This is a genomic window from Streptomyces sp. Xyl84, from assembly GCF_059731885.1.
The window spans coordinates 3,010,165-3,034,632 of the sequence record NZ_AP029182.1 but is presented as its reverse complement, the minus strand read 5'-3'; the positions used below and the strand labels follow the sequence as shown (position 1 = coordinate 3,034,632).

The window sequence follows — 24,468 nt, the reverse complement described above, 5'->3', positions numbered from 1 at the left end:
ACCACGGGAGCCGGACCGCGTGAGCCGGTCCGCCGGGGGTCCGGCCGATCCGAGCCGGTCCGCGGGCGGCCGGTCTACGGGACGCCCAGCTCGAAGATGACGTAGTGGGCGTACCAGCCGGAGGCGACGGCCGCGGTGCAGAAGAACACCGCCAGGGCGCCGGTCCGCAGCCGGTTCAGCGCCGCGGCCGGCGCGAGCAGCAGCGGGAAGGCGGGCAGCAGGTAGCGCATGGTGTTGCCGAACATCTGCTGGGTGCCCAGCACCGTGACGATGGTGGCCAGGGTGTACGCGACGAGCACCAGCGGCGGCCGCTTGCGCAGCATCAGGACGATCAGGAACGGCAGCGCGAGCACCAGCTGGAGGGAGAGCACGTCCGGGACGTCGAAGGCGAACACGTAGTCGTGGTGGCCGACGGCCAGGTTCTTCAGGACGCGCAGCGTGTAGGCGCCGTAGTCGAAGTAGTGCGCCCAGCCCTCGCGCTGGAGCGTGAAGTACGCGGTGGGCTCGCCGGTGGCGTAGCCGACCCAGGCGACGTAGCCGAGCAGGCCCAGCGGGGCGACGAGCATGGCGTACACGGGAGGGGCCACGCCGTGCTCGCGCCTGCTGTCGCGGCGCGCCAGCGTCACCAGCGCGGCCAGGCCCACCGCGCCGATCAGCACGGCGGAGGTGGGCCGGTTGAGCCCGGCCACGCAGGCGAGCAGGCCGGCCGTCACCCAGCGCCGGGTCATCACGCAGTAGCAGCACCAGGCCGCGAGCGCGACGAACACCGACTCCGAGTACACCGCCCACTCGACGCCCGCGCCGGGCGCCACCGCCCACAGCCCGGCGGCGATCGTGCCCGCGCGTACGCCCGCGACCGCCTTGACCACGGCGTAGATCCCGGCGGCGGCGACGAACGACGACACGACGGACACGAGCATCCCGGCGCCGTACGGGCCGAGCCCGGTGACGGCCGAGACCATCCTGATGAGGGCCGGGTAGAGCGGGAAGAAGGCGACCGAGTTCTGCTGGACGGTGAAGAGGCCGTCGCCGCCGAGCCGCTCCAGCTTCGGGTCGTAGCCGTGCTGGGCGACCTGGAGGTACCACCAGCCGTCCCAGGTGGCCAGGACGTCCCACCAGTGGGCGCCGCCGCCGAAGCGCGGCGCCTTCGTGCGGTAGTCCCCGGCGTGCTCCAGGAGCCAGGCGAAGACGGTGAGCCCGACGAGCTTGGTGACCCCGTACAGGAGGAGCGGGGGCAGGTAGGGGCGGGCGGCCGTGCGCAGGGCGTCGGCGTCGAACCGGCGGGAGCCGCCGGTGTGCTCCGGGGCCCGCTCCCCGGCCTCCTGGGCGGTCCGCCGCGCCGCCGGGGCGGCGGGTGGCCGGTCCGGGGCGGCACCCGCCGAGGAACCGGTCACCGCGCTGCCCGAACCCGTACTCATGCCCTGTGTTTCCCCTCGGTCCTCCGGTCCCGGCGCCCGCACCGCCCGGTCGCGCCGGGACCGGGGGCCTGTGAACCGTCTGTCATAAGATCGCACCACGGTCGCACATCGGCGCGGGCCGAGGGGAGGCCCGGGTGGCACAACAGGTGGACGGCGCGGACGGCGGGACCGTGCTGTCGGTCGTCATACCCATGTACAACGAGGAAGAGGCCCTGCCCGCGCTGGTCAACCGGCTGCGCCCGGTGCTGGACGGCCTCGGACCGCGCTACGAGGTCGTCGCGGTCGACGACGGCAGCGGCGACCGGACCGCCGAACTGCTCGCCGCGTTCCGGCTCGGCTGGCCGGAACTGCGCGTGGTCGGCCTGCGCCGCAACTCCGGGCACCAGGCCGCCCTCACCGCGGGCCTGGACCGCGCGGTCGGGGACTACGTGGTCAGCCTGGACGCCGACTGCCAGGACCCGCCCGAGAAGATCCCCCAGATGCTCGCGCTGGCCCGCGACGAGGGGCTCGACGTGGTCTACGGCGTCCGCGCCGACCGCAGCAGCGACAGCGCGTTCAAGCGGGGCACGGCGGGCGTCTACTACCGGCTGCTGCGGCGCCTGGCGGGGCCGTCCGTGCCCGCGCACGCGGGTGACTTCCGGCTGCTCAGCCGGGCCGCCGTGGACGCCCTCAAGGCCCTGCCGGACCAGCAGCGGGTCTACCGGCTGCTGGTGCCGTGGCTCGGCTTCCCCAGCGGGCAGGTCACCTACGAGCGCGAGCTGCGTTCCGCCGGCCGGACGAAGTACCCGCTCGGGCGGATGATCCTGCTCGCCGCCGACAGCATCACCGGCTTCTCCGCCGCGCCGCTGCGGCTGGCGACCTGGCTGGGCGGCGGGGCGTTCGTGGTCTGCCTGGGTCTGCTGGTGTACACGTTCACCGGGTACGCCCTGGGGCACACCGTGCCCGGCTGGACCTCGCTGCTCACGGCGGTGGTCTTCATCGGCGCGGTGCAGCTGATCTGCGTGGGCCTGCTGGGGGAGTACGTCGCCCGGATCTACACGGCCGTCCAGAACCGGCCCTCGTACTTCGTGCGGGACGACACGGCGGAGGGCGCGGGTGCGGGCGGTGTGACGGACGCTGCCGGCGCGGACGGCGCGGACGGCGCGGAGGCGGGCCGTGCGGGCGCGGTCGGTGTCGGTGCCGGGGCGGTCGGTGCCGGGAGGGCCGGCGCGGAGGAAGGTTCCGTCTCCTGCCGTTGCGGGGCGCGTCCGCCGGCCCGGTAGGGTACGGCGTGCGTGAAGCGGGTGAAAGTGGTATGGAGCGGGCGCGGGCGGCCGTCCCGCCCATTTGTTTTGACCGCAGCGAATGCGATAGGTACGCTCAGACCTTGTGCCTGGGGTGTGCCCTGGCTCTCGTGCGTGCCTACGACCGCCAGGGAGCCGTCATAGGCCACCGCAATCTGCGCTTCTTTCTGCCTTGCGCCGGGAGTGCGCGGGATTCGACACACCCGACCGCGTGGGTCGGCGACGTTCCAGGTTAGCTGTACCCATCGGCACACAGAAACCGGAGAAGTAGTGCCTACGATCCAGCAGCTGGTCCGTAAGGGCCGGCAGGACAAGGTCGAGAAGAACAAGACGCCGGCACTCGAGGGTTCGCCCCAGCGCCGTGGCGTCTGCACGCGTGTGTTCACGACCACCCCGAAGAAGCCGAACTCGGCCCTGCGTAAGGTCGCGCGTGTGCGTCTGACCAGCGGCATCGAGGTCACGGCCTACATTCCGGGTGAGGGACACAACCTGCAGGAGCACTCCATCGTGCTCGTGCGCGGCGGCCGTGTGAAGGACCTGCCGGGTGTTCGCTACAAGATCATCCGCGGTTCGCTCGACACCCAGGGTGTCAAGAACCGCAAGCAGGCCCGCAGCCGTTACGGCGCCAAGAAGGAGAAGTAAGAATGCCTCGTAAGGGCCCCGCCCCGAAGCGCCCGGTCATCATCGACCCGGTCTACGGTTCTCCTCTGGTCACGTCGCTGATCAACAAGGTGCTGCTCAACGGCAAGCGCTCCACCGCCGAGCGCATCGTCTACGGCGCCATGGAGGGTCTGCGTGAGAAGACGGGCAACGACCCGATCATCACGCTGAAGCGCGCGCTGGAGAACATCAAGCCGACCCTCGAGGTCAAGTCCCGCCGTGTCGGTGGTGCGACGTACCAGGTTCCGATCGAGGTCAAGCCCGGTCGTGCCAACACGCTCGCGCTGCGCTGGCTGGTCGGTTACTCCCGCGCCCGTCGCGAGAAGACCATGACCGAGCGTCTGCTCAACGAGCTCCTCGACGCCTCCAACGGCCTCGGCGCCGCTGTGAAGAAGCGCGAGGACACCCACAAGATGGCCGAGTCCAACAAGGCCTTCGCGCACTACCGCTGGTAGTCGCTTCCCCATCGAGAACCGAGAGAAGACTGAAGCCTTATGGCTACCACTTCACTTGACCTGGCCAAGGTGCGCAACATCGGCATCATGGCCCACATCGACGCGGGCAAGACGACCACCACCGAGCGGATCCTGTTCTACACCGGTGTGTCCTACAAGATCGGTGAGGTCCACGACGGCGCTGCCACCATGGACTGGATGGAGCAGGAGCAGGAGCGTGGCATCACGATCACCTCTGCTGCCACCACCTGTCACTGGTCGCTGGAAGACGTCGACCACACCATCAACATCATCGACACCCCGGGTCACGTCGACTTCACCGTCGAGGTGGAGCGCTCCCTGCGCGTGCTCGACGGTGCCGTGACGGTGTTCGACGGCGTCGCCGGTGTCGAGCCCCAGTCCGAGACGGTGTGGCGTCAGGCGGACCGCTACGGCGTCCCGCGTATCTGCTTCGTGAACAAGCTCGACCGCACCGGTGCCGAGTTCCACCGCTGCGTCGACATGATCAGCGACCGCCTGGGTGCGCAGCCGCTGGTCATGCAGCTGCCGATCGGCGCCGAGGCGGACTTCAAGGGCGTCGTCGACCTCGTCACGATGAAGGCCTTCGTGTGGTCCGCCGAGGCCACCAAGGGCGAGATGTACGACATCGTCGACATCCCGGACACCCACACCGAGGCTGCCGAGGAGTGGCGCGGCAAGCTGCTCGAGGCCGTCGCGGAGAACGACGAGGAGCTGATGGAGCTGTACCTGGAGGGCACCGAGCCCTCCGTGGAGCAGCTCTACGCGGCGATCCGCCGTATCACCATCGCCTCCGGCAAGGGCGACGGCACCACCGTCACCCCCGTGTTCTGCGGCACCGCGTTCAAGAACAAGGGTGTCCAGCCGCTGCTCGACGCGGTCGTGCGCTACCTGCCCTCCCCGCTCGACGTCGAGGCCATCGAGGGCCACGACGTCCGCGACGCGGAGAAGGTCGTCACGCGCAAGCCGTCGGACGACGAGCCGCTCGCCGCGCTGGCGTTCAAGATCATGAGCGACCCGCACCTCGGCAAGCTCACCTTCGTCCGTGTGTACTCCGGCCGCCTGGAGTCCGGCACCGCCGTGCTGAACTCCGTCAAGGGCCGCAAGGAGCGCATCGGCAAGATCTACCGCATGCACGCCAACAAGCGTGAGGAGATCGAGTCGGTGGGCGCCGGCGACATCGTCGCCGTCATGGGCCTGAAGCAGACCACCACCGGTGAGACGCTCGCGGACGAGAAGAACCCGGTCATCCTGGAGTCCATGGACTTCCCGGCGCCGGTCATCGAGGTCGCGATCGAGCCCAAGTCCAAGGGTGACCAGGAGAAGCTGGGTGTCGCCATCCAGCGTCTCGCGGAGGAGGACCCCTCCTTCCAGGTCAGCACCAACGAGGAGACCGGCCAGACCGTCATCGGCGGTATGGGCGAGCTGCACCTCGAGGTGCTCGTCGACCGGATGAAGCGCGAGTTCAAGGTCGAGGCCAACGTCGGCAAGCCGCAGGTCGCCTACCGCGAGACGATCCGCAAGGCCGTCGAGCGCGTGGACTACACCCACAAGAAGCAGACCGGTGGTACCGGTCAGTTCGCCAAGGTGCAGATCGCGATCGAGCCCATCGACAGCGGCGACACGGCGTACGAGTTCGTGAACAAGGTGACCGGTGGCCGCATCCCGAAGGAGTACATCCCTTCGGTGGACGCCGGTGCGCAGGAGGCCATGCAGTTCGGCATCCTCGCCGGCTACGAGATGACGGGCGTCCGCGTCACGCTTCTCGACGGTGGCTACCACGAGGTCGACTCCTCCGAGCTGGCGTTCAAGATCGCCGGTTCGCAGGCCTTCAAGGAGGCCGCGCGCAAGGCCAGCCCCGTGCTGCTCGAGCCGATGATGGCCGTCGAGGTCACCACGCCCGAGGACTACATGGGTGAGGTCATCGGCGACATCAACTCCCGCCGTGGCCAGATCCAGGCCATGGAGGAGCGGGCCGGTGCCCGTGTCGTGAAGGGCCTCGTGCCCCTCTCGGAGATGTTCGGCTACGTCGGAGACCTCCGCAGCAAGACGTCGGGTCGCGCCAGCTACTCGATGCAGTTCGACTCCTACGCCGAGGTTCCGCGGAACGTCGCCGAGGAGATCATCGCGAAGGCCAAGGGCGAGTAACTCTCCCGAGTTCCAGCCCGTAGGCTTGACTCCGGAGCCTCGTGGGGCATTCCGCCTCTTCCGCAGCGAAGCGGGAGGAATGCCCCCCGGGATCCGGGCCATCCAGCAAAGATCACCTGGCGCCGATGAAGTAAGGCGTACAGAACCACTCCACAGGAGGACCCCAGTGGCGAAGGCGAAGTTCGAGCGGACTAAGCCGCACGTCAACATCGGCACCATCGGTCACATCGACCACGGTAAGACGACCCTCACGGCCGCCATTACCAAGGTGCTGCACGACAAGTACCCGGACCTGAACGAGGCCTCGGCCTTCGACCAGATCGACAAGGCTCCTGAGGAGCGTCAGCGCGGTATCACCATCTCGATCGCGCACGTCGAGTACCAGACGGAGGCGCGTCACTACGCCCACGTCGACTGCCCGGGTCACGCGGACTACATCAAGAACATGATCACCGGTGCCGCGCAGATGGACGGCGCGATCCTCGTGGTCGCCGCCACCGACGGCCCGATGCCGCAGACCAAGGAGCACGTGCTCCTGGCCCGCCAGGTCGGCGTTCCGTACATCGTGGTCGCCCTGAACAAGGCCGACATGGTGGACGACGAGGAGATCCTGGAGCTCGTCGAGCTCGAGGTCCGTGAGCTCCTCTCCGAGTACGAGTTCCCGGGCGACGACGTTCCGGTCGTCAAGGTCTCCGCGCTCAAGGCGCTCGAGGGCGACGAGAAGTGGGGCCAGTCGGTCCTGGAGCTCATGGACGCCGTCGACAACGCGATCCCGGAGCCGGAGCGCGACGTCGACAAGCCCTTCCTGATGCCGATCGAGGACGTCTTCACGATCACCGGTCGCGGTACGGTCGTCACCGGCCGTATCGAGCGTGGTGTCCTCAAGGTCAACGAGACCGTCGACATCATCGGTATCAAGCAGGAGAAGACCACCACCACGGTCACCGGCATCGAGATGTTCCGGAAGCTCCTCGACGAGGGCCAGGCCGGTGAGAACGTCGGTCTGCTCCTCCGTGGCATCAAGCGCGAGGACGTCGAGCGCGGCCAGGTCATCATCAAGCCGGGCTCGGTCACCCCGCACACCGAGTTCGAGGCGCAGGCCTACATCCTGTCCAAGGACGAGGGTGGCCGCCACACGCCGTTCTTCAACAACTACCGTCCGCAGTTCTACTTCCGCACGACGGACGTGACCGGCGTGGTGACCCTCCCCGAGGGCACCGAGATGGTCATGCCGGGTGACAACACCGAGATGAAGGTGGAGCTCATCCAGCCCGTCGCCATGGAAGAGGGCCTGAAGTTCGCCATCCGTGAGGGTGGCCGCACCGTGGGCGCCGGCCAGGTCACCAAGATCAACAAGTGACCAAGGTCCGTGGCACCAGCGAACTGAGGTGAGCTGAGCCACACGAAGGGCCCGTACGACTCCGGTCGTACGGGCCCTTTCGCGTGTCCGCTTCCGCTCGGGATGCGGGCCCCGGCCATCGGGACGAGTCCGACCGGGCTGAGGGGCGCCTGGGCGGTCGCACGGTCCCGGGGCGCGGCCGGGCCGGTACGCCAGAGCGGGCCCGGGCCCCCGGACGGGGACCTCGGGCCCGCTCTCGCCCCCCTCGGGCGGACAGTGGTCGGGGTGGGGGCGGGGTCAGGCGCGGGACCAGAGGGCCGGGACGTTCGGGGGCTCCCAGCCGGGCTGGGCCTGGTGGCCCTGGAGGCAGCGGTAGGTGGCGCCACCGTAGGTGACCGTGTCGCCGGGCTGGTAGACGGTGCCGGCCGCCCACGTGCCGCCCGGGTTGCCGGGGCCGGGACCGGGGCCCGGGTCGTCGCCGGTGGTCTTCAGGGTGAGGCCGTAGTTCGACAGGATCGGGTTGATCGGCTGGAAGAAGGTCGTCCCGCCGCTCGTGCAGTCGCCGGAGCCGCCCGAGGTGACACCCTGGGCCTGGCTGCCGGAGATGAAGGAGCCGCCGGAGTCACCGGGTTCGGCGCACACCGAGGTGCGGGTGACACCCGAGACGGTGCCCTCCTGGTAGGTCACGCTGGTGTTCAGCTGCTGGACGGTGCCGCAGTGCCAGCCGGTCGTCGACCCGGAACGGCACACCGAGGCGCCGACGGTCGCCACCGTGGAGCCGGTGACCTGGAGGTTCTGGCCGTTCTGGCTGACGTACGGCGTCGCGGTCCAGCTGGAGTTGGTGGCCACCCACGACATGTCGTTGCCGGGGAAGACCGACGCCTGGAAGGTGCCCTGCGCCACCTGGTTGGCGCCGGTGGTGGTGGAGCCCGCCTGTCCGCAGTGGCCGGCCGAGGCGAAGCCCTGCTGAGTGCCCCGGGTGACCGGGAAGCCGATCGAGCAGCGGGTGTTGCCGTTGATGTAGTACGCGTCGCCGCCGCGCAGGTCGTACAGCGGCCGGGGCCGCTCGGCCGACTTCACCACCTCGGCCAGCGACCGGTCCACCCCGGCGGCGGACAGCAGCGCACGGGCGGCGGCGGGCCGTACGGCCTGCACGACCAGCGTGTTGGCCCGGACGTCGACGTACCACACCGGTGTGTCGACGGTGTTCCGGTGGGTGGCGGCACGGTCCAGCCGGGCCTTCGCGGCGTCCAGCGCGGCGAGGGAGTGACGGACGACGACGGCCTCGGCGCCCTGTGCCCTGATCGCCGCGGCGTCGGCGGCGTCGGTCGTGGCCACGCTCAGCGCGCCGGAGTCCGCGCCGTGCACCCAGGCGCCCGCGTAGTCCGCGCCGAGCGCGGCCCGCAGCCGGCCCGCGGTGGCCCCCGCCTGCGCCTCGTTCGCCAGCCGGTGCTCGGCCTGCTGCCGGCCGATGCCCAGATCGCGCTGCATGGCGTTCAGGACGGCGGCGGAGGTGTCGGCGGTGTGCAGGGTCCGGGCGGCCGACGGCGCCGGCGTCCTCGCCTGCGCGGCGGTGGAGACCGCGGCCTGGGCGCCGGCCTGTCCGCTGAGCCCGGTCAGGACCAGTGCGCCCGTCGCCACCACCGCCGCGCAGGCGGCTCTCGTCTGTCTGTGGAGCATGGGGGATCTCCTCGGTCTCGGTGGGGAGTGCCGAAACCGTAGGGAGGGCCGACGGACGGGCGTAAGCCTTCGGTTGACCCCCTTGCCCGGTGTTATGGAAGGGCCGCGTCCGGCCGGACGGGTGCACTAGGGAGCGTATTCGGTTGTGATCAAGGGGCTGCTCGTGTGAGGTCCTTGATCCAGATCACGGAGGCCCGGAGGTGGAGTCCGGCGAGGTAGCTCGCCGGGGTCTTGTCGTAGCGGGTGGCGATGCCTCGCCATGCTTTCATCCTGTTGATCGCCCGCTCGACGGTGTTCCGTTCCTTGTAGAGCCCGGTGTCGTGACTGACGGGCCTACCGCCTCCACTGCCCTTCTTCTTCCGGTTGGCGGCCTGGTCCTTCTTTTCCGGGATGACTGCCTTGATACGGCGTTTGCGCAGGTAGGCGCGGTTGCCGCGAGACGAGTAAGCCTTGTCTCCGGCGACTGCGTCCGGCCGGGTGCGGGGGCGGCCGACGGGCCCGCGCACCCGCACCTTCTTCAGGACGGGGATGAACTGTGGGCTGTCGGCTGCCTGGCCCGCGGTCAGGATGAACGCCAGCGGGCGGCACTTGCGGTCGGCGGCGAGGTGGACCTTGCTGGTCTGTCCGCCCCTGGAGCGTCCGAGGAGGGCGGCCTTCAGCCGGAGTCTGTGCCGACGCCGGACGCGTCGTCGTTCTTCCCGCGCGGGACCGCTTTCGGTCTCCTGCCCTGTTTGTTCTTCGAGGCCGCCCCCTTTGACCTGGCCTTCTCCTCCTCGGCGGCGGCTTTCTCCAGGGCAGTGACAACGTCCTCACCGAGGTGCATCCCGGCCGCGTCGTGGTGGGCACGGGTGGTGGTGGAGTCGATGCTGACCAAGGACAGGTCCACCTCACCGCGCTTCGCGGCTTCCGCGATCAGGCCCTCCAGCAGCGCCTCGAAGACCCCGGCGTCACGCCACTGCCGGAAGCGGTTGTGGACGGTCGACCATGCACCGAATTCTGTCGGCATCTCCCGCCACTGGCCGCCCGTCTTGAACCGCCAGATCACGCCCTCGAACTGCTGCCGCAGCCGCTCGGGGTACGGGCCGTACTCGCCAATCGGCAGGTACGGCTCGATGAACTCCCACTCCGGGTCAGTCAGTTGCACTCGTGTCACGTACGACGGTCTACCGGACCAGACCATGCCACGAAGGCACATCCCGCAGATTGATCACGACTCGATACGTGCCCTAGTTGTATTGATCACGAGCGTTGTTGACGCCTGTCGGGCTTGATCATGGCGAAGACCTCCGGTGTGGTGGAGCTGTCTAGGACCGCACCACACGGAGGTCTTCGTGTCCCACCGTAATGCCCGGCTGACCGTTCACGGCAGGCGGCTCCTGGTCGAGCGTGTCCTTTCCGGCCGCCCGGTAGCGCACGTCGCGGCCGAGATGGGCATCTCGCGGCCCACGGCACACAAGTGGCTGCGTCGCTGGCGGACAGAGGGCGAAGCCGGCCTGCACGACCGTTCCAGCCGACCCCACCGCACGCCGCACCGGACTCCGGCAGAGACGGAAGACCAGGTCTGCCGCCTGCGGCAAGAGCGCAAACTGGGCCCGGCCCGCATCGGCCCGATCCTGGGCCTGCCCCCCTCGACCGTCCACCGGGTCCTGTCCCGGCACGGCCTGAACCGCCTGGCCTTCCTCGACCGGCCCACCGGCCAGGTCATCCGCCGCTACGAACGCGACCGGCCGGGCGAGCTGGTCCACGTGGACGTCAAGAAACTCGGCCGCATCCCCGACGGCGGAGGCTGGCGCGTCCACGGTCGTGCCGCCTGCCCCGACCGCCGCCGCACCACCGGCTTCGACTACATCCATTCCGCAGTCGACGACCACAGCCGCCTGGCCTACAGCGAGGTCCACCCGGACGAGAAGGCCACCACCTGCGCGGCCTTCCTGACCCGGGCCGCAGCCTTCTTCGCCACCTGCGGCATCCTCCGCATCGAGCGCGTCCTGACGGACAACGCCTGGCCCTACCGCAAGAGCTTCGCCTGGCGGCAGGCACTCGCCGACCTCGGCGCGGCCGGCAAGCTCACCCGCATCTACCGGCCGCAGACCAACGGCAAGGTCGAGCGCTTCAACCGGACCCTGCTCGACGAATGGGCCTACCTGCGGCCCTACACCAACAACGACGAACGCACCGCGGCCCTGGCAGACTTTCTGCACACCTACAACCACCACCGCTGCCACACCGCACTCGGCGGCCAGCCACCGATCAGCCGTGTGAACAACCCTGCAGGTCAATACACCTAGTGGCTGCCTTCGCGGGAGCCGGCACCTGCGGACGGCCTGCCGCGGTCACATGGGACGGGTGGGCGAGTGGCCGCCTCGGCGGGAGCGGGCCTGCGGGGACGGCGTAGTGCGGTCATAGGGGTGTGGCCGGGCGGGTGTGCGAGTGGCCGCCTCCTCGGGAGCGGGCCTGTGGGGACGGCGTACCGCGGCGCATGGGGGCGGTGGCGTGCCGTGCTCACGGCAGCGCCGTCCCGCCGGGTCGGCCGCCACCGGCGAGCCAGTCGGCGTAGGTGTCGCTGCGGGCGGCCACGGCCGCGTGCGCGCGGCGGGCCTGGGCCAGCACCGTGCCCGCGGTGTCGGCGCGCTGGGTCGCGGGGTGCCAGCCCAGCAGGTGCCGCCACAGCAGCGGGGTGCCGGCCAGCGGCCGGGTGGTGATGCCGGGGGTGGTCGGGAAGGTGGCCCGGCACAGGCCCACCGCCCGTCCCACCTGCACCAGGTGCACGCAGGAGGCGATGTCCGTCTCGTACATCCGTCCGGGCGCGAACCCGGCGCGGGCACAGGCCGCGGTGAAACAGTCGGCGAAACACCCGTCCCCGGGTACGCAGGCCCACTCCTCGTCCGCCAGCTTGGCCAGCTCCACTTCGAGGGTGCGGGCCAGCGGGTGGTCGTCGGCGAGCATGACGAAGACCGGGTCGACGGCGAACTCCTCCCACGCGAGGTGCTCGGTGCCGGGCGGCGCGGCGGTGCCGCAGGCGCCGGTGACGGCGTAGTCGAGGCGGCCCTCGGCGAGCAGGGCGGCGAGTTCACGCTCGGACCAGGAGGCGTGCGTCGACACGTGCACGTCCGGGACGGCGGCCGCCAGCAGGTCGATCAGGGCGCCCAGCAGCGGGCCGTGGGTGCCGCCGAGCCGCAGTCGTTCGGCCTGCCGCCGACCGCGGCCCCGGGCGAACCGGACGGCTTCCTGCTGGAGCTCGGTCACGGCCGGCAGGACGATCCGTGCCCGTTCCAGTACCAGCTCGCCCAGCGCGGTGGCGCGCACACCGTGCCGCCCGCGCTCGAACAGTTCCCCGCCCAGGACCCTTTCGATGCGCCTGAGCTGGGCGCTCAGCGCGGGCTGCGCGAGCCCGAGGACGGTTGCCGCCCGGGTGAGGCTTCCCGCGTCGGCTATCGCCCGGACCGTCTTGAGATGCCGCAACTCCAGCTCCATGGAGGGAGCTTGCTGCGCGGGCGGCACAGGGGCAAGGGGTTGGTCCGGACCACTGGAAGCACCGGAGGCGCACAGCGGTGAGCGGGCCTCGGCCGCCGTGCGGCGGACCTGAGCAGAGTCCCGGCGGCGTCGCGGCGGGAGGTGGGGGTGCGGGATGGGGCTTGAGGTGCGGGACGGAATTGGAGGCGCGGGTGGCGGGCTTGGACGGCGGCCACTGGACCATCCGGTGCGGAGGAGGGCGGCCCGGGGCCCCCAGGCTCCGAATCTGGGTACGCGTGCTCATGCGCCCCTCCGCGGACGGCTGCTTGGATGGAGCGGAGCCGGTCGGCCCGGGTCGCCGGCACACCGTCAGGGGTGAACCTGTCACTGAAGGTAGTTAGAGTTGTGACGGACGGGTCCGCCGCTGCGCGAACGCGTGAAGGTACGGGGGAGGACGACGAGTTGACGAGCGATGCTGGGACCGGTGGGGCACTGGGGCCTCTGCTCGGCGGTCTGTTCGGTGCGACGGGTTCCGCCGCCGCGGCCGTGGGCGCACAGGCCGACATGGCCACGGAACTGTCCTCGTTCACCAACTTCCAGAAGCGGGTGGACGACCTGATCCGTGATCTCAAGGGATCGCAGGCAGGTCCGGCCAAGGTCGGCCAGGAGCAGCTCGTCCGTCATCAGTTCGGCGGGGGCGGCGGTGCGTGGACGGAGGCGACCGGGCTGTATTCGGCGTACGAGTCGGTGATCAGCGAGCTGGAGACGCTGTCGAAGCTGCTGTCCGACTCGATGGAGGGCATGGCCATCGCGGTCATGGCCTCGCACAAGGGCTACCAGAACATCGACCTGGACATCCGGGACCGGATGGCGGCGATCAGCGCCGAGACGAGCAAGCACTACGGCGGGAGCTACGACCCGGCGCTGCCGAAGAAGAGCCACGGCAGTGGAGGCCAGGGCGGAACGGGTGGGCACGACCACGCGGCACAGCCCTCGGCGGGTGACACGGGCGGCACGATCTGATGGTTCGCACGGGGGCGGGGGAACTCTGATGGCAGGCACGGGAAGCGGCGGCGGTACGTCCTTCGAGAACATGAGCCACGAACAGATGCTCGCGTGGCTGGACCAGGCGAACTCCGGCGAGGTCCAGGCCGCCGCCACGCGCCTGGCCGCGGCCGCGAAGGAGATCCGGAAGATCGCGGAGGAGCTGAAGGTCCGTCCGCAGTGGGTGGAGTGGAAGGGCGAGGGCGCCGATGCCTTCCGCGTCTGGGCCAACGACCTGGCCAACTCGACGCACCGCCTCGGTGATTTCAGTGAGAACTCCGCGAAGTGGCTGACCGAGGCGTCCAACGCGATCGCCACCGCGCAGGCGTCGATCCCGCGGGACACCAAGAGCGCCCACGCGAACCTGGTGGCGGCCACCGCCGCGCACAACGACCCCGACGCGACGGCGATCCGCACGAAGTCCGCGGCCGAACTGGCCGCCCTCCAGGCGGACCAGGAGAAGGTCCGCCTGGAGGCGGCGGCCCAGATGCGGAAGCTGGGACAGTCGTACGAGCACTCGGCGACCCAGATGAACACCTTGCCGAGACCGAAGTTCCCACCGCCGCCGGCGGTGATCGCGCCTCCAGCCCCCTACGGCTCAACCGAGGACGTGGCTCGGCCAACGGGGTCTGCCGGGCATGGCGTCGGCAGCAGCGGTTCCTACTCCGCCACTGCCGGAACTGCTGGCACCTTTGGCATCGCAGAGCCGGGTCCCTCTCATGACGAGACCTCTGGGTACCACTCTGACCTGCATACCGATGCGCCTTCGACCCACCACTTGCGTCCGTTGGCGAGTAACCCGGTTACACATGTAGGCATCGACTCCGTGTCCGCCCCGCCGGAAGTGCACAAGTATTCCCCCGGTCCTGTGGGAGTTCCTGCTGGCCCTGCGCATACGGATCCAGTCCCGCTGCCATCGACCAGCGGCCAGGTGCCACCGCTGACACGCGGCTCCGTACGTGCTCCTTCTGGCTCGAGGGGTGTCGGCAAGCCGGTCGCCGGGGTGCGCCTTCCGGCGGAGACTACGGAAGCACCAATCGGGCGGGCGGTGGGCCGTGGTGGGACTGCTCCGACTCGTAACACGCCCGCTCCCAACGGCTTGGTCGGTCGGGCTGTTCCGGGTCAGGGCTCAGTATCCAGGCGCGAGGCTGTCTCCGGCTCGGGCATCACCGGCGGGCGGCCGGCTGTGCCCCCCGCAGCGGGCCGGTCGATGCCCAGGGCCCCTAGTGGTCCCCTGGGCGGTACTCCGGCAGCCAATCGTGGGTCGACGAGCGGTCTGCCGAACGCAGGTGTCACGCGGAAACAGTCGACCAATGGGGTGCCTGGCTCCACTGTCGGGCGTGCTGGTGCTGCGCCACGCGGCGGCATCGTCGGCGGAACTGCGCAGAGAACAGGGCGTGCTCCGGTACGCCCCGGTGCCCCGGTGCCTTCCGCGTCGATGCGGGGAGGAATCTCCGGTGGTCTGCCCAATGAGGAGGGCCAACAGAGCCGTGCTCGCGGCGCTTCGAGTGGGTCGGCCAATGAATCCAGACAGCGAGACCGCAAGCAGAAGAAAAGGCGCCGGAACGAACCCCCAGCTTCCGAATAACGATTGAGGGAATAAGAGAACCATGCGCATGCCTGGGATTAAAGCGTGGCAAAGAAAGGGCCATGCCATGGCCTGTGCGGCCTTCGGTCTGCTGCTGGTAGGCGGCACGGCTGCTGAGGCTCGCGCCGACACCACTCGATCCCAGCAGTGGTTTCTCGACGCTATGCATGCAGAGGATATGTGGCGGACGAGCACCGGCAGTGGCGTCACGGTTGCAGTGATCGACACTGGAGTCGGTCTGGAGAACCCGGACCTGAGAGGTCGGGTTCTCGATGGAAAGGATCTGGCTTCACAGCGCGGTGGCGACGAGCACAGTGACTACGACGGCCACGGCACCGGAATGGCCGGGCTTATTGCTGGTACAGGGGCTTACAACGGTGGAAAGGGGGCGTTCGGCCTGGCACCGGGCGTCAAAATCCTCCCCATCCGTATGCCGGCCCAGAGTGATATCAACGGATTTGCTGGCCCGGCCTACTTCAGCAAGGCTATCCGTTACGCGGCGGATTCCGGCGCCCGGGTCATCAACATTTCCATGGGGGAACGACTCGGATCACCTCAGCTAACGGCTGCAGTGAAGTACGCTCTGGCCCGTGGTTCACTGATTTTTGCTGCTGTCGGGAATGATGGTGACAAGGGTAATCCGGTCGAATATCCGGCAGCTACGCCCGGAGTGGTCGGTGTAGCGGCAGTAGGCAAGGACTTGCGTAGGACCGCAGAGTCTGAATTCGGGTTTCAAACCGACATGGCGGCGCCCGGTGCGGACTTGGTTCATGCTTGTGGCGGCAAGACAGGTCTTTGCAAGAGCCACGGTACGAGTGGCGCCACCGCCCTCGCCTCCGCCAGTGCTGCTCTCATCTGGGCCAAGCATCCGGAGTGGACCAACAACCAGGTCCTGCGGGTCATGCTGAACACCATCGGCGGGCCCACGGACGGGGCCAAGCGGAACGACTCCATCGGGTACGGCATCGTGCGGCCGCGTATCGCCTTGGAGAATCCCGGGGACCCCGGCCCGGCGGATGTCTATCCGCTTCCGGACCTGGCGGCCGCGGCGTCGCCTTCCCCGACGGTGAAGGCACCCGGCGCCAAGGGCGCGGGCGGCGCGGACGACACCTCCCCGGCCAAGGGGCAAGCCGGTGCCTCGGCCAAGAGCGACGGCGACGGCATGCTGTGGCTCGGCATCGGCCTCGCAGCGGTCGTGGTGATCGGCGGAGCCGCAGCAGCGTTCGTCCTCGCCAGGAGGCGCCGGCTTCCCGGTGCCAAGGTGAGCAGGGAAGCCGCAGCGGCGGCGGCCTCCCGGTATCTGAACACCGTCGCCTACCCGGACAGGGCGGGTTCCGTGACCGTCCTTCCGGAGACAGGGACCGAGTTCGCGTACGGCTGGGCCTTCCGCTTCGAGTTCAGGGAACACAGCGGGGCAAGGACCCAGGCGAACCCCCCGTCCGACTACGTCATCGTCGTCCCCCACTCCGGAGCGGCCCCTCATTTCCCGCCGCCGGACATCCCCACGGCCCGCTACATGGAGCTGTGCGCCGGCCATGGCCGGCACCCGGCCGTCTGATCCACCGATCCACCCCGTCTCGCATCATGGACGCCCGGTGTTCGATCACTGGTCAGTACATTCACCTCCGGGTGACACTGGAGCGTCCTGCGCGCGGCAACGGCGCCGAGCGCTCAGCAAGTTCATCGACGCTCACCACCGGTCTCGTACCGGTGGCAGCCGTGCCAGAAGGGGACCTCCGTGACGACCCGACCGGACAGTCAGAACCAGCTCGACGCCCTGCGCAGCGAGATCGAGCGGCGCAACCCCGCGCAGCCGGAGTTCCACCAGGCCGTGCACGAGGTGCTGGACACGCTGGCGCCGGTGCTGGCGGCCCGGCCGGAGTACGCCGAGCCCGGGCTGATCGAGCGGCTGTGCGAGCCCGAGCGTCAGGTGATCTTCCGGGTGCCGTGGCAGGACGACCGGGGGCGGGTGCACGTCAACCGCGGTTTCCGGGTGGAGTTCAACAGCGCGCTCGGCCCGTACAAGGGCGGTCTGCGCTTCCACCCCTCCGTCAACCTCGGCATCATCAAGTTCCTCGGCTTCGAGCAGATCTTCAAGAACGCCCTGACCGGTCTCGGCATCGGCGGCGGCAAGGGCGGCAGCGACTTCGACCCGCACGGCCGCAGCGACACGGAGGTCATGCGGTTCTGCCAGTCCTTCATGACGGAGCTGTACCGGCACATCGGCGAGCACACCGACGTGCCCGCCGGGGACATCGGCGTCGGCGGCCGTGAGATCGGCTACCTCTTCGGCCAGTACCGGCGCATCACCAACCGGTGGGAGGCCGGGGTCCTCACCGGCAAGGGGCTCGGCTGGGGCGGGTCGGCGATCCGGCCCGAGGCCACCGGGTACGGCAACGTGCTGTTCGCGGAGGCGATGCTGCGCGAGCGGGGCGAGGACCTGGAGGGGCAGACGGCCGTCGTCTCCGGTTCCGGGAACGTCGCGATCTACACCGTGGAGAAGCTGCTCGCCCTCGGCGCCAACCCGCTGACCTGCTCGGACTCCAGCGGCTACGTCGTCGACGAGAAGGGCATCGACCTGGACCTGCTCAAGCAGATCAAGGAGGTCGAGCGCGGACGGATCAGCGAGTACGCCGAACGCCGGGGCACCTCCGCGCGGTTCGTGCCGGGCGGCCGGGTGTGGGAGGTGCCGGCCGACGTCGCGCTGCCGTCCGCCACGCAGAACGAACTGGACGAGAACGACGCCGCAGCGCTCGTCCGCAACGGCGTGAAGGCCGTCTCCGAGGGCGCGAACATGCCGGCCACGCCCGAGGCCGTGCACCTGCTCCAGCGCGCGGGGGTCGCCTTCGGGCCCGGCAAGGCCGCCAACGCGGGCGGCGTCGCGGTCAGCGCCCTGGAGATGGCGCAGAACCACGCTCGTACGGCATGGTCGCCGGCCCGGGTCGAGGAGGAGCTGGCGGGGATCATGAGCCACATCCACACCACCTGCCACGAGACCGCCGAGCGCTACGGCGCCCCCGGCGACTACGTGACCGGCGCGAACATCGCCGGCTTCGAGCGGGTCGCCGACGCGATGCTCGCCCAGGGCGTCATCTGACGGAAGCCGCGAGGGGAGCGCCCGCGCCCCGCCCGCACCCCCCGTGCGCGTCTGCGCCCCGCCCCGGAGGCCGTACCTTCCGGGGCGGGGCGCGGACGTGTGTGCGTCAGCCGGGACGTGTCTCCGTCACCCCGACGTGTGTGTGTCGGCCGGGACCCGTGCGTCACCAGGACCCGACGCGTCCGCCGGGGCTAGTGCGCGGCGGCTCCCGCCGGGGCGCCGCCCCGTCCGTGGCCGGCCGGGCGGGCGACCACCAGGACGCCGGCGACCACCGCGGCGAGCAGCATCGCGGCCACGCCCCACCAGATGGCCTGCGTGTAACCGTGGACGATGCCCTCGCGCAGCACCTGCGCCTTCTGCGCGGGGTCGGTGAGGTGGCCACCGATGTACGTGGTGGTCGCCGAGGTGGCGATGGTGTTGAGCAGCGCCGTGCCCAGCGAGCCGCCCACCTGCTGCGAGGTGTTCACCATCGCGGAGGTCACACCGGCGTCCTGCGGCCGCACACCCTGGGTCGCGGTGGAGAAGACGGGCATGAACGTCAGGCCCATGCCGAGGCCGAGCAGCAGCTCGGCGGGCAGGACGTGGGTGGTGTACGCCGAGTCGACGCCGAGCTGGGTCAGCACCAGCAGGCCCGAGGCGGCGAGCAGCATGCCGGGCACCATCAGCAGGCGCGGGGGCGTGCGGGGCAGCAGCCGGGCCGAGATCTGCGTGGAGCCGATGATGATCGACGCGGACATCGGCAGGAACGCCAGACCGCTCCTGACCGGGGTGTACCCGAGGATGCCCTGGAAGTAGTACGTCATGAACAGGAACAGGCCGAACATGCCGATGGTGGCGAGGCCCATGGTCAGGAAGCTGCCCGCGCGGTTGCGGTCGGACACGATGCGCAGCGGCAGCAGCGGGTGCTTGGCCTTCATCTGCCAGAAGACGAACGCCACCAGCAGCAGCACACCGCCGGCCAGCAGGGTCACCACCAGGCTGTCGTCCCAGCCGCGCGGCTCGGCCTCGGAGAAGCCGTAGACGACGGCGACCAGGCCGCCGCAGCCGAGGATCACGCCGGGGATGTCCAGCCGGGACTCGCTGTGGCCCGGGCGGTCGTGCAGCAGGATGACGGCGCCGATCACCGCGACGGCGGCGATCGGGATGTTCACGTACAGGCACCAGCGCCAGTTCGCGTAGGAGGTGAGGACACCGCCCAGCAGCAGGCCGATCGCGGCGCCCGCGCCGGCGATGGCGCCGTAGATGCCGAACGCCTTCCCGCGCTCCCGGGGGTCGGTGAACGTCGTCGTCATCAGGGACAGCGCGGAGGGCGCGAGCACGGCGCCGAAGACACCCTGCAGGGCGCGGGCGCCGAAAAGCATGCCCGGGCTCTCGGACGCGCCGCCGATCGCGGAGGCGACGGCGAAGCCGACCAGGCCGATGATGAAGGTGCGCTTGCGGCCGACGAGGTCGGCGATGCGGCCGCCGAGCAGCAGCAGGCCGCCGAAGGCGAGGGTGTAGGCGGTGATGACCCACTGCCGGTTGCCGTCGGACATGCCGAGGGCCTTCTGCGCGGACGGCAGCGCGATGTTCACGATGGTCGCGTCGAGGACCACCATCAACTGGGCCAGGGCGATGACGACCAGGCCCCACCAGCGGCGGGGATCCGGGGCGTCGGCGGGTGTGTGCTCGATGGCGGACGGAGCCGTCCGTATCGCCTCGATCGGAGGGGAGTCGCTCATTGCGTGGGCGTCGCTTCCTTGGCTGTGGTCAGGCGTGTGGTGGCGTGCGTGTGCGTGGTGTGCGATCGGCCGGAGGCCGGAGGCCGTGCGCGGACACGGCGGTGCGGTCGCCGTGCCCGCCGTGCCGGGCACCGCGTCCGGCGCGGCGCTGCGCCGGCGGTGCGATGTCCGTGAAGTCCGGTGTTCCGGCCCCGTTTCCCCCTGCCCCGGGGGGCTGTTCCACGCCCCCGCGGAGCCGCACGCCCCCACACCATCGTCACCTTGGGAGATCGTCAGTGATCCTGATGGTCAGTCCACTGTACACTGCCCGCATGAACGACGTGCCTCCCCCTGATGTCCCGGCCCGGCCGCTCGGATATCTGCTGAAGCACGCCTACGCGACCCTCGCGACCGAACTGGGCCAGGCCCTCGCCCCCTTCCGCATCATTCCGCGGGAGCTGGGCGTCATGGGGGTGATCGCCGCCGCCCGGGAGCAGCCGTCCCAGCTGGAGATCGCCGCGCTCCTCGGCATCGACCGCACGACGATGGTCGGCATCATCGACGCCCTGGAGGGCAAGGGCTACGTCGAGCGCCGCCGCAGCGACCAGGACCGCCGCCGCAACGTCGTCACCCTCACCCCGGCCGGACAGGAGTCCCTGGCGGCGGCCGAACAGGTCCGCGAACGCGTCGAACGCGACTTCCTCGCCCCCCTCGACGAGCAGGCGGTCCAGGCCCTCACCGACGCCCTGCGCACCCTGCACCTGGCCCGGACGGACGCGGACACGACGGCCGCCATCGGCCGCCTGTCGTGCGCGGAACACCTGCCCGCCCCGCACCCCGGCCCCTGAACCTGCGCCGTCCCCCGGGGCACCGCACCCCGACGGCCCCGCCCCGCGCCTCCGCCCGAACGGCCCTGCGCGGCGGCGGCCCGTGGACACGCCCCCGCGGCCGGCGAGGACGTCCACGAGGACCAGTCCCTGCCCGGACCCGGCACCCTCCGGAGCGTGTGCCAGGCGCGTCAGCCGGCCGCTGTGGGTGTGGGTCACCCGGCACGGAACGCGACGCCTTCGACGAAGCGTGAGCCGGAAGCTTCTGCCGGGGTGCTGGGCCGCGCCCCGACGGTTTTCGCACGATTGCGCATGAGTACGGGTACTCAACTGCGCAGTTCCAGACGCAGCCGCGACAGTGGTGGCTGGTGTTAATTTGGGGGAACCAAAGGGAGTTGATGTCCCCAGCGCAGGGAGACCGGCGTGAGCCCGCCGGAAAACAGGTGACGGGACACGGGGGAGGGTCACGGGCATGCCCTGGGACGAATGGGAACAGCTGAAGGCGGAGGCGGCCGCACGTTCGGACTCCGCTCGGATGCGGCTGAACCACCTGTCGGACGCCGACGGCGGCGGTTCCTCCGCGGGCGGCGCGGACCCGCTGAAGTCGGACCGGAAGGTCTGGGCGACTGCAGGCGGTGACGTCACGGGACTGCGCACCGATGTGAGCACGGCGCTGGGAAAGCTGGATCATGGACAGGCGGGGCTGGGGGACGGCGCCGGTTGCGAGTCGGCCGCGGCGCAGAAAGAACTTTTCGAGTCCTGGAAGAAGTACGTCGGTGATGTGAGTGGCCGCTGCGGAGAGCTTGGCGGGCTGCTGGAGCGTGCGGGGCGCGACCTGTCGATGACCGACGGAGCCGTCCGGGCCGGACTGCAGAAGATCAACACGGCGTACCAGGACACCGAAACAGTCGGTGGCCAGGCGAAGGGCAAGTGAGCGCGTCATGGATCTCGCAGCGCTGAAGGCCCTCAAGCCCTCCGAGTACCAAGAGGCCGCAGACGGCTACCGTGCCACGAGCGAGATGGCGGCCAAAGCCAGGGAAGCCATCGACAACCGGATCTCGGCGGGCATCCGCAACCAGCTCTCCGGGGAGACCGCGCAGGCCGCCCTGCGGGAGCTGAAGGAACTGTCGAAGGACTTCCACTACGTCGAGACCGAGTGCGCGCTGGCCGGCACCGCGCTGAACGGCTTCGCCTTCGACATGGCCGCGGCCAAGCGAAAGCTGGAAGCGGCGATGGAGGACGCGAGGGCGGCCGGTTGCACGGTCGGCGCGGATGGATCGGTGACCTTTCCGGCCGGGGGCAAGGAGGTCGACGGCAGGGTGCCGGAGGGCGGCACGGTGCGGGTGAGTACCAGCCCGACGGACCCGACGGCGGCCGCCCTGGAGCGGCAGGCTGCCGGTATTCACCCCAATCCGAACTACGGCAAGGCCATGGGCTTCGCCGACCGCATCGGCGATGCTCTGAAGGAGGCCACGGACGCGGACACGAAGTGGGCCCCGAAGCTGCGCGCCTTGAAGGCCGATGACGACTTGGTCGTCTCCGACAAGGACTGGGCCGACGCCAAGTCGGACACGGACGGGGTGCGGGGCGCCGGCAAGGGCTATCTGGACTCCCTGCCCCAGCCGCCCCAGCACGCCGGCCCGAAGGACAACGCCGCCTGGTGGAAAGGCCTCACCGACGAGCAGCGGTCGGCCTACCTGGCCGTGCATCCCGACGCGGTCGGCGCCCTCGACGGGCTTCCCGCCACTGTCCGGGATCAGGCCAACCGAACGGTGCTCGACGAGGCCCGGGGCAAGGCCCGACTGGATTACGACGCCTGGCTGAAGAAGCACCCGGAGCCCGAGCGATTCGGGCCCTATATCGACCCCTACACCGGAGCCATGCCAAAGGGCCTCAACGTCGAGACACAGGAGTGGAAGGACTGGGACGCGGCCCGGAAGAACGCTCGCAAGTCTCTCGACGGCATGAACGCGATCCAGACGCGCTTCGATGCGACGGGGACGAACGGACTGCCGGAGGCGTACCTGCTGGGCTTCAGCACGGAAGGGGACGGCCGCGCGATCATCGCCAACGGCAACCCCGACACCGCTGATCACCAGGCGGTTTATGTGCCGGGCACGACCGCGGAGCTGGCAAACATCGACGGGAACATCGACCGGATGGTCAAGGTCTGGCACGCGGCTCATGACGAGGCCGACGGAAAATCCGTTTCCACGATTACCTGGCTCGGCTACGACGCCCCCGACAGCGTCATCAAAGACGCGCCGTACGAGCACTACGCGTATGACGGGGCGCCGGCGTTCGACAAGTTCCTGGACGGGCTCGACACCACTCACACCGGCGACACACACCCGCACCGGACGGTCATCGCCCACTCGTACGGAACGACGCTCGTCGGAGCTGCGGCTCAGACCGGGCATGTCAGCGCCGATGATCTCGTCTTCGCCGGTAGCCCCGGGGTCAAGGTGTCCAGCGCCGATGAACTGGACGTGCCCACGGGACATGTGTGGAACGAGGAGGCCGATGGAGACGTGGTTCCGGACATCGGCCGGTGGGGCCACGGTGGCGACCGTTTCATCATCCCCAGCGACCCGGACTTCGGCGCCAACCAGATGACCACGGACACCGAAGGGCACAGCGGATACTGGGACGAGACGTCCCAGGGGCCCACACAGAGCCTGAAGAATCAGGCCCTGGTCGTCGTCGGAAAGGGCGATGACGTGGCACTGAAGCCGCCGCCCGACCCGTGGGCGCACGTGAAGTAGCTGCGACGACGTAAGGCTCACCGACGTGAAGACCAGATTGAGCGCCTGTGTGCTCGCTCTCCCTCTTGCAATGACCATCATCACTGGATGCGGCATGACTGAGAAAGACTCCGACACCACTCCGTCCGTCGGCACGAGCACCTCGCGTGAGGCCTCCGACGCGATGGAAAAGGTGTCCAGCAGCATTTACGACCTGATCGGTGTCAAGGGAAAGTCGTCCGACAGTCGCCCGTTCGTCGCGGAATGCTCGGGAAAGGACAAGAAGGCCTATTTCCGGATCTTTCACTGGTGGAGTTTCTACCCCGCATCGGCGAAGGACCTCGACGTGGCGATGGAGCGACTCAAGGTCGAGCTGCCCAAGCACGGGTGGAAGATCGTCACCTACGGGCCGGACACCAGTAAGAACAGGAACATCAACCTCACCGCTGACAACGATCAGCGGAAGGCCGGCGTCAACATCGTCCAGATGGCCAAGAACGACCCGCCGAAGCTGAGCCTGCATGTCGTGTCCGGCTGCTACAAGGTCCCCGACGGCCAGGAGGTCGAACGCTTCTGAGCGCCCCGCCCCCGGGTCTCCGCTCGGGCCACGCGCGCCCCGCGTTTGATCCCCGTCACCTTCGGGGTAATCTCTACGGCTCGATTGGCCAGGCTGCCGTCGCGTATGGCAGACTGTCCGAGTTGCTCGGTCGAGTGTTGATGCTGCGCGCCTCCCGCCGGGAGGACCGGAAGCGAGTCCCACAGTACTCGTCGCCCTAACTGCCTCACGGCAGCGCTGGGGCGGACGTACGGGAATCTTCCGGGAAGCGTGGGCGCGGCACCGGCCAGGCACCCGGTGGGTCTTCGATCCCCGGTCCGCGGTACCGGCAGGGCCGTGTGCATTCCCGCAGGGATGTTCGAACAAGGGACATCCATGTCAGCGAGAGCGCGACACGCCCGACCGCGTGGGTCGGAGAAGACCAAGGGAAACCAGGCAGACACCGGGTTCCAGAGCGT

The 24,468-nt window shown here is 69.7% G+C and carries 17 protein-coding genes and 1 pseudogene; 13 read left to right on the top strand and 5 right to left on the bottom strand.

Going from position 1 to position 24,468, the window contains the following annotated elements; genetic code table 11:
• Positions 1–74: 74 nt before the first annotated feature.
• Positions 75–1,418: a putative hexosyltransferase gene (locus AC6I72_RS13015; RefSeq protein WP_498000917.1), complete on the bottom strand. Its 1,344-nt coding sequence runs from the start codon at positions 1,416–1,418 to the stop codon at positions 75–77.
• Between the two features lie 191 nt (positions 1,419–1,609).
• Between AC6I72_RS13015 and AC6I72_RS13010 the strand changes: the two genes are divergently transcribed.
• The 5 genes from AC6I72_RS13010 to tuf all read left to right on the top strand — a co-directional run bounded on the left by AC6I72_RS13010 (position 1,610) and on the right by tuf (position 7,342).
• Entirely contained in the window at positions 1,610–2,680 is a 1,071-nt protein-coding gene (locus AC6I72_RS13010; protein WP_498004672.1) for a glycosyltransferase family 2 protein, read from the top strand.
• A gap of 291 nt (positions 2,681–2,971) precedes the next feature.
• On the top strand, positions 2,972–3,343 hold the full coding sequence (rpsL, locus tag AC6I72_RS13005) for a 30S ribosomal protein S12 (RefSeq protein WP_003948652.1): 372 nt from the start codon (positions 2,972–2,974) through the stop codon (positions 3,341–3,343).
• A gap of 2 nt (positions 3,344–3,345) precedes the next feature.
• Positions 3,346–3,816: a 30S ribosomal protein S7 gene (rpsG, locus tag AC6I72_RS13000; protein ID WP_003992340.1), complete on the top strand. Its 471-nt coding sequence runs from the start codon at positions 3,346–3,348 to the stop codon at positions 3,814–3,816.
• A gap of 39 nt (positions 3,817–3,855) precedes the next feature.
• Positions 3,856–5,982 (top strand): elongation factor G, encoded by a 2,127-nt coding sequence (gene fusA, locus AC6I72_RS12995; RefSeq protein WP_037858394.1) that lies wholly within the window; start codon positions 3,856–3,858, stop codon positions 5,980–5,982.
• 166 nt (positions 5,983–6,148) lie between these two features.
• Complete coding sequence (gene tuf / locus AC6I72_RS12990) at positions 6,149–7,342, top strand: elongation factor Tu (protein ID WP_037858396.1); 1,194 nt, start codon at positions 6,149–6,151, stop codon at positions 7,340–7,342.
• Positions 7,343–7,618: 276 nt separating this feature from the next.
• On the opposite strand, the gene AC6I72_RS12985 is transcribed toward tuf, so the two are convergent.
• Complete coding sequence (locus AC6I72_RS12985) at positions 7,619–9,001, bottom strand: alpha-lytic protease prodomain-containing protein (RefSeq protein WP_498000916.1); 1,383 nt, start codon at positions 8,999–9,001, stop codon at positions 7,619–7,621.
• 149 nt (positions 9,002–9,150) lie between these two features.
• Positions 9,151–10,154: pseudogene (locus AC6I72_RS12980) on the bottom strand (IS5 family transposase).
• Between the two features lie 178 nt (positions 10,155–10,332).
• Between AC6I72_RS12980 and AC6I72_RS12975 the strand changes: the two are divergent.
• Complete coding sequence (locus tag AC6I72_RS12975; protein WP_498000915.1) at positions 10,333–11,289, top strand: IS481 family transposase; 957 nt, start codon at positions 10,333–10,335, stop codon at positions 11,287–11,289.
• A 214-nt stretch (positions 11,290–11,503) separates the two neighbouring features.
• Here AC6I72_RS12975 and AC6I72_RS12970 read toward each other — a convergent pair whose 3' ends face one another.
• Complete coding sequence (locus AC6I72_RS12970) at positions 11,504–12,475, bottom strand: LysR family transcriptional regulator (RefSeq protein WP_498000914.1); 972 nt, start codon at positions 12,473–12,475, stop codon at positions 11,504–11,506.
• A gap of 441 nt (positions 12,476–12,916) precedes the next feature.
• Between AC6I72_RS12970 and AC6I72_RS12965 the strand changes: the two genes are divergently transcribed.
• From AC6I72_RS12965 to gdhA, 3 genes are all read left to right on the top strand, one after another.
• Entirely contained in the window at positions 12,917–13,477 is a 561-nt protein-coding gene (locus AC6I72_RS12965; RefSeq protein WP_498000913.1) for a DUF2563 family protein, read from the top strand.
• A 1,631-nt stretch (positions 13,478–15,108) separates the two neighbouring features.
• Positions 15,109–16,644 carry a type VII secretion-associated serine protease mycosin gene (gene mycP, locus AC6I72_RS12960; RefSeq protein WP_498000912.1) on the top strand — a complete coding sequence of 512 codons (1,536 nt, stop codon included), beginning with the start codon at positions 15,109–15,111 and terminating at the stop codon, positions 16,642–16,644.
• Positions 16,645–16,824: 180 nt separating this feature from the next.
• Positions 16,825–18,183: an NADP-specific glutamate dehydrogenase gene (gene gdhA / locus AC6I72_RS12955; RefSeq protein ID WP_498000911.1), complete on the top strand. Its 1,359-nt coding sequence runs from the start codon at positions 16,825–16,827 to the stop codon at positions 18,181–18,183.
• Positions 18,184–18,374: 191 nt separating this feature from the next.
• Here the strand turns inward: gdhA and AC6I72_RS12950 are convergent, their stop codons facing one another.
• Positions 18,375–19,904 (bottom strand): MFS transporter, encoded by a 1,530-nt coding sequence (locus AC6I72_RS12950; protein WP_498000910.1) that lies wholly within the window; start codon positions 19,902–19,904, stop codon positions 18,375–18,377.
• A 311-nt stretch (positions 19,905–20,215) separates the two neighbouring features.
• Between AC6I72_RS12950 and AC6I72_RS12945 the strand changes: the two genes are divergently transcribed.
• The 4 genes from AC6I72_RS12945 (at position 20,216) to AC6I72_RS12930 (ending at position 24,031) form a co-directional block, all read left to right on the top strand.
• Complete coding sequence (locus tag AC6I72_RS12945) at positions 20,216–20,731, top strand: MarR family winged helix-turn-helix transcriptional regulator (RefSeq protein WP_498000909.1); 516 nt, start codon at positions 20,216–20,218, stop codon at positions 20,729–20,731.
• 451 nt (positions 20,732–21,182) lie between these two features.
• Positions 21,183–21,644 (top strand): hypothetical protein, encoded by a 462-nt coding sequence (locus tag AC6I72_RS12940; RefSeq protein ID WP_498000908.1) that lies wholly within the window; start codon positions 21,183–21,185, stop codon positions 21,642–21,644.
• A 7-nt stretch (positions 21,645–21,651) separates the two neighbouring features.
• Entirely contained in the window at positions 21,652–23,475 is a 1,824-nt protein-coding gene (locus AC6I72_RS12935) for an alpha/beta hydrolase (protein ID WP_498000907.1), read from the top strand.
• 70 nt (positions 23,476–23,545) lie between these two features.
• Positions 23,546–24,031, top strand: coding sequence for a hypothetical protein (locus AC6I72_RS12930; protein ID WP_498000906.1), 486 nt, complete (start codon positions 23,546–23,548; stop codon positions 24,029–24,031).
• Positions 24,032–24,468: the final 437 nt, after the last annotated feature.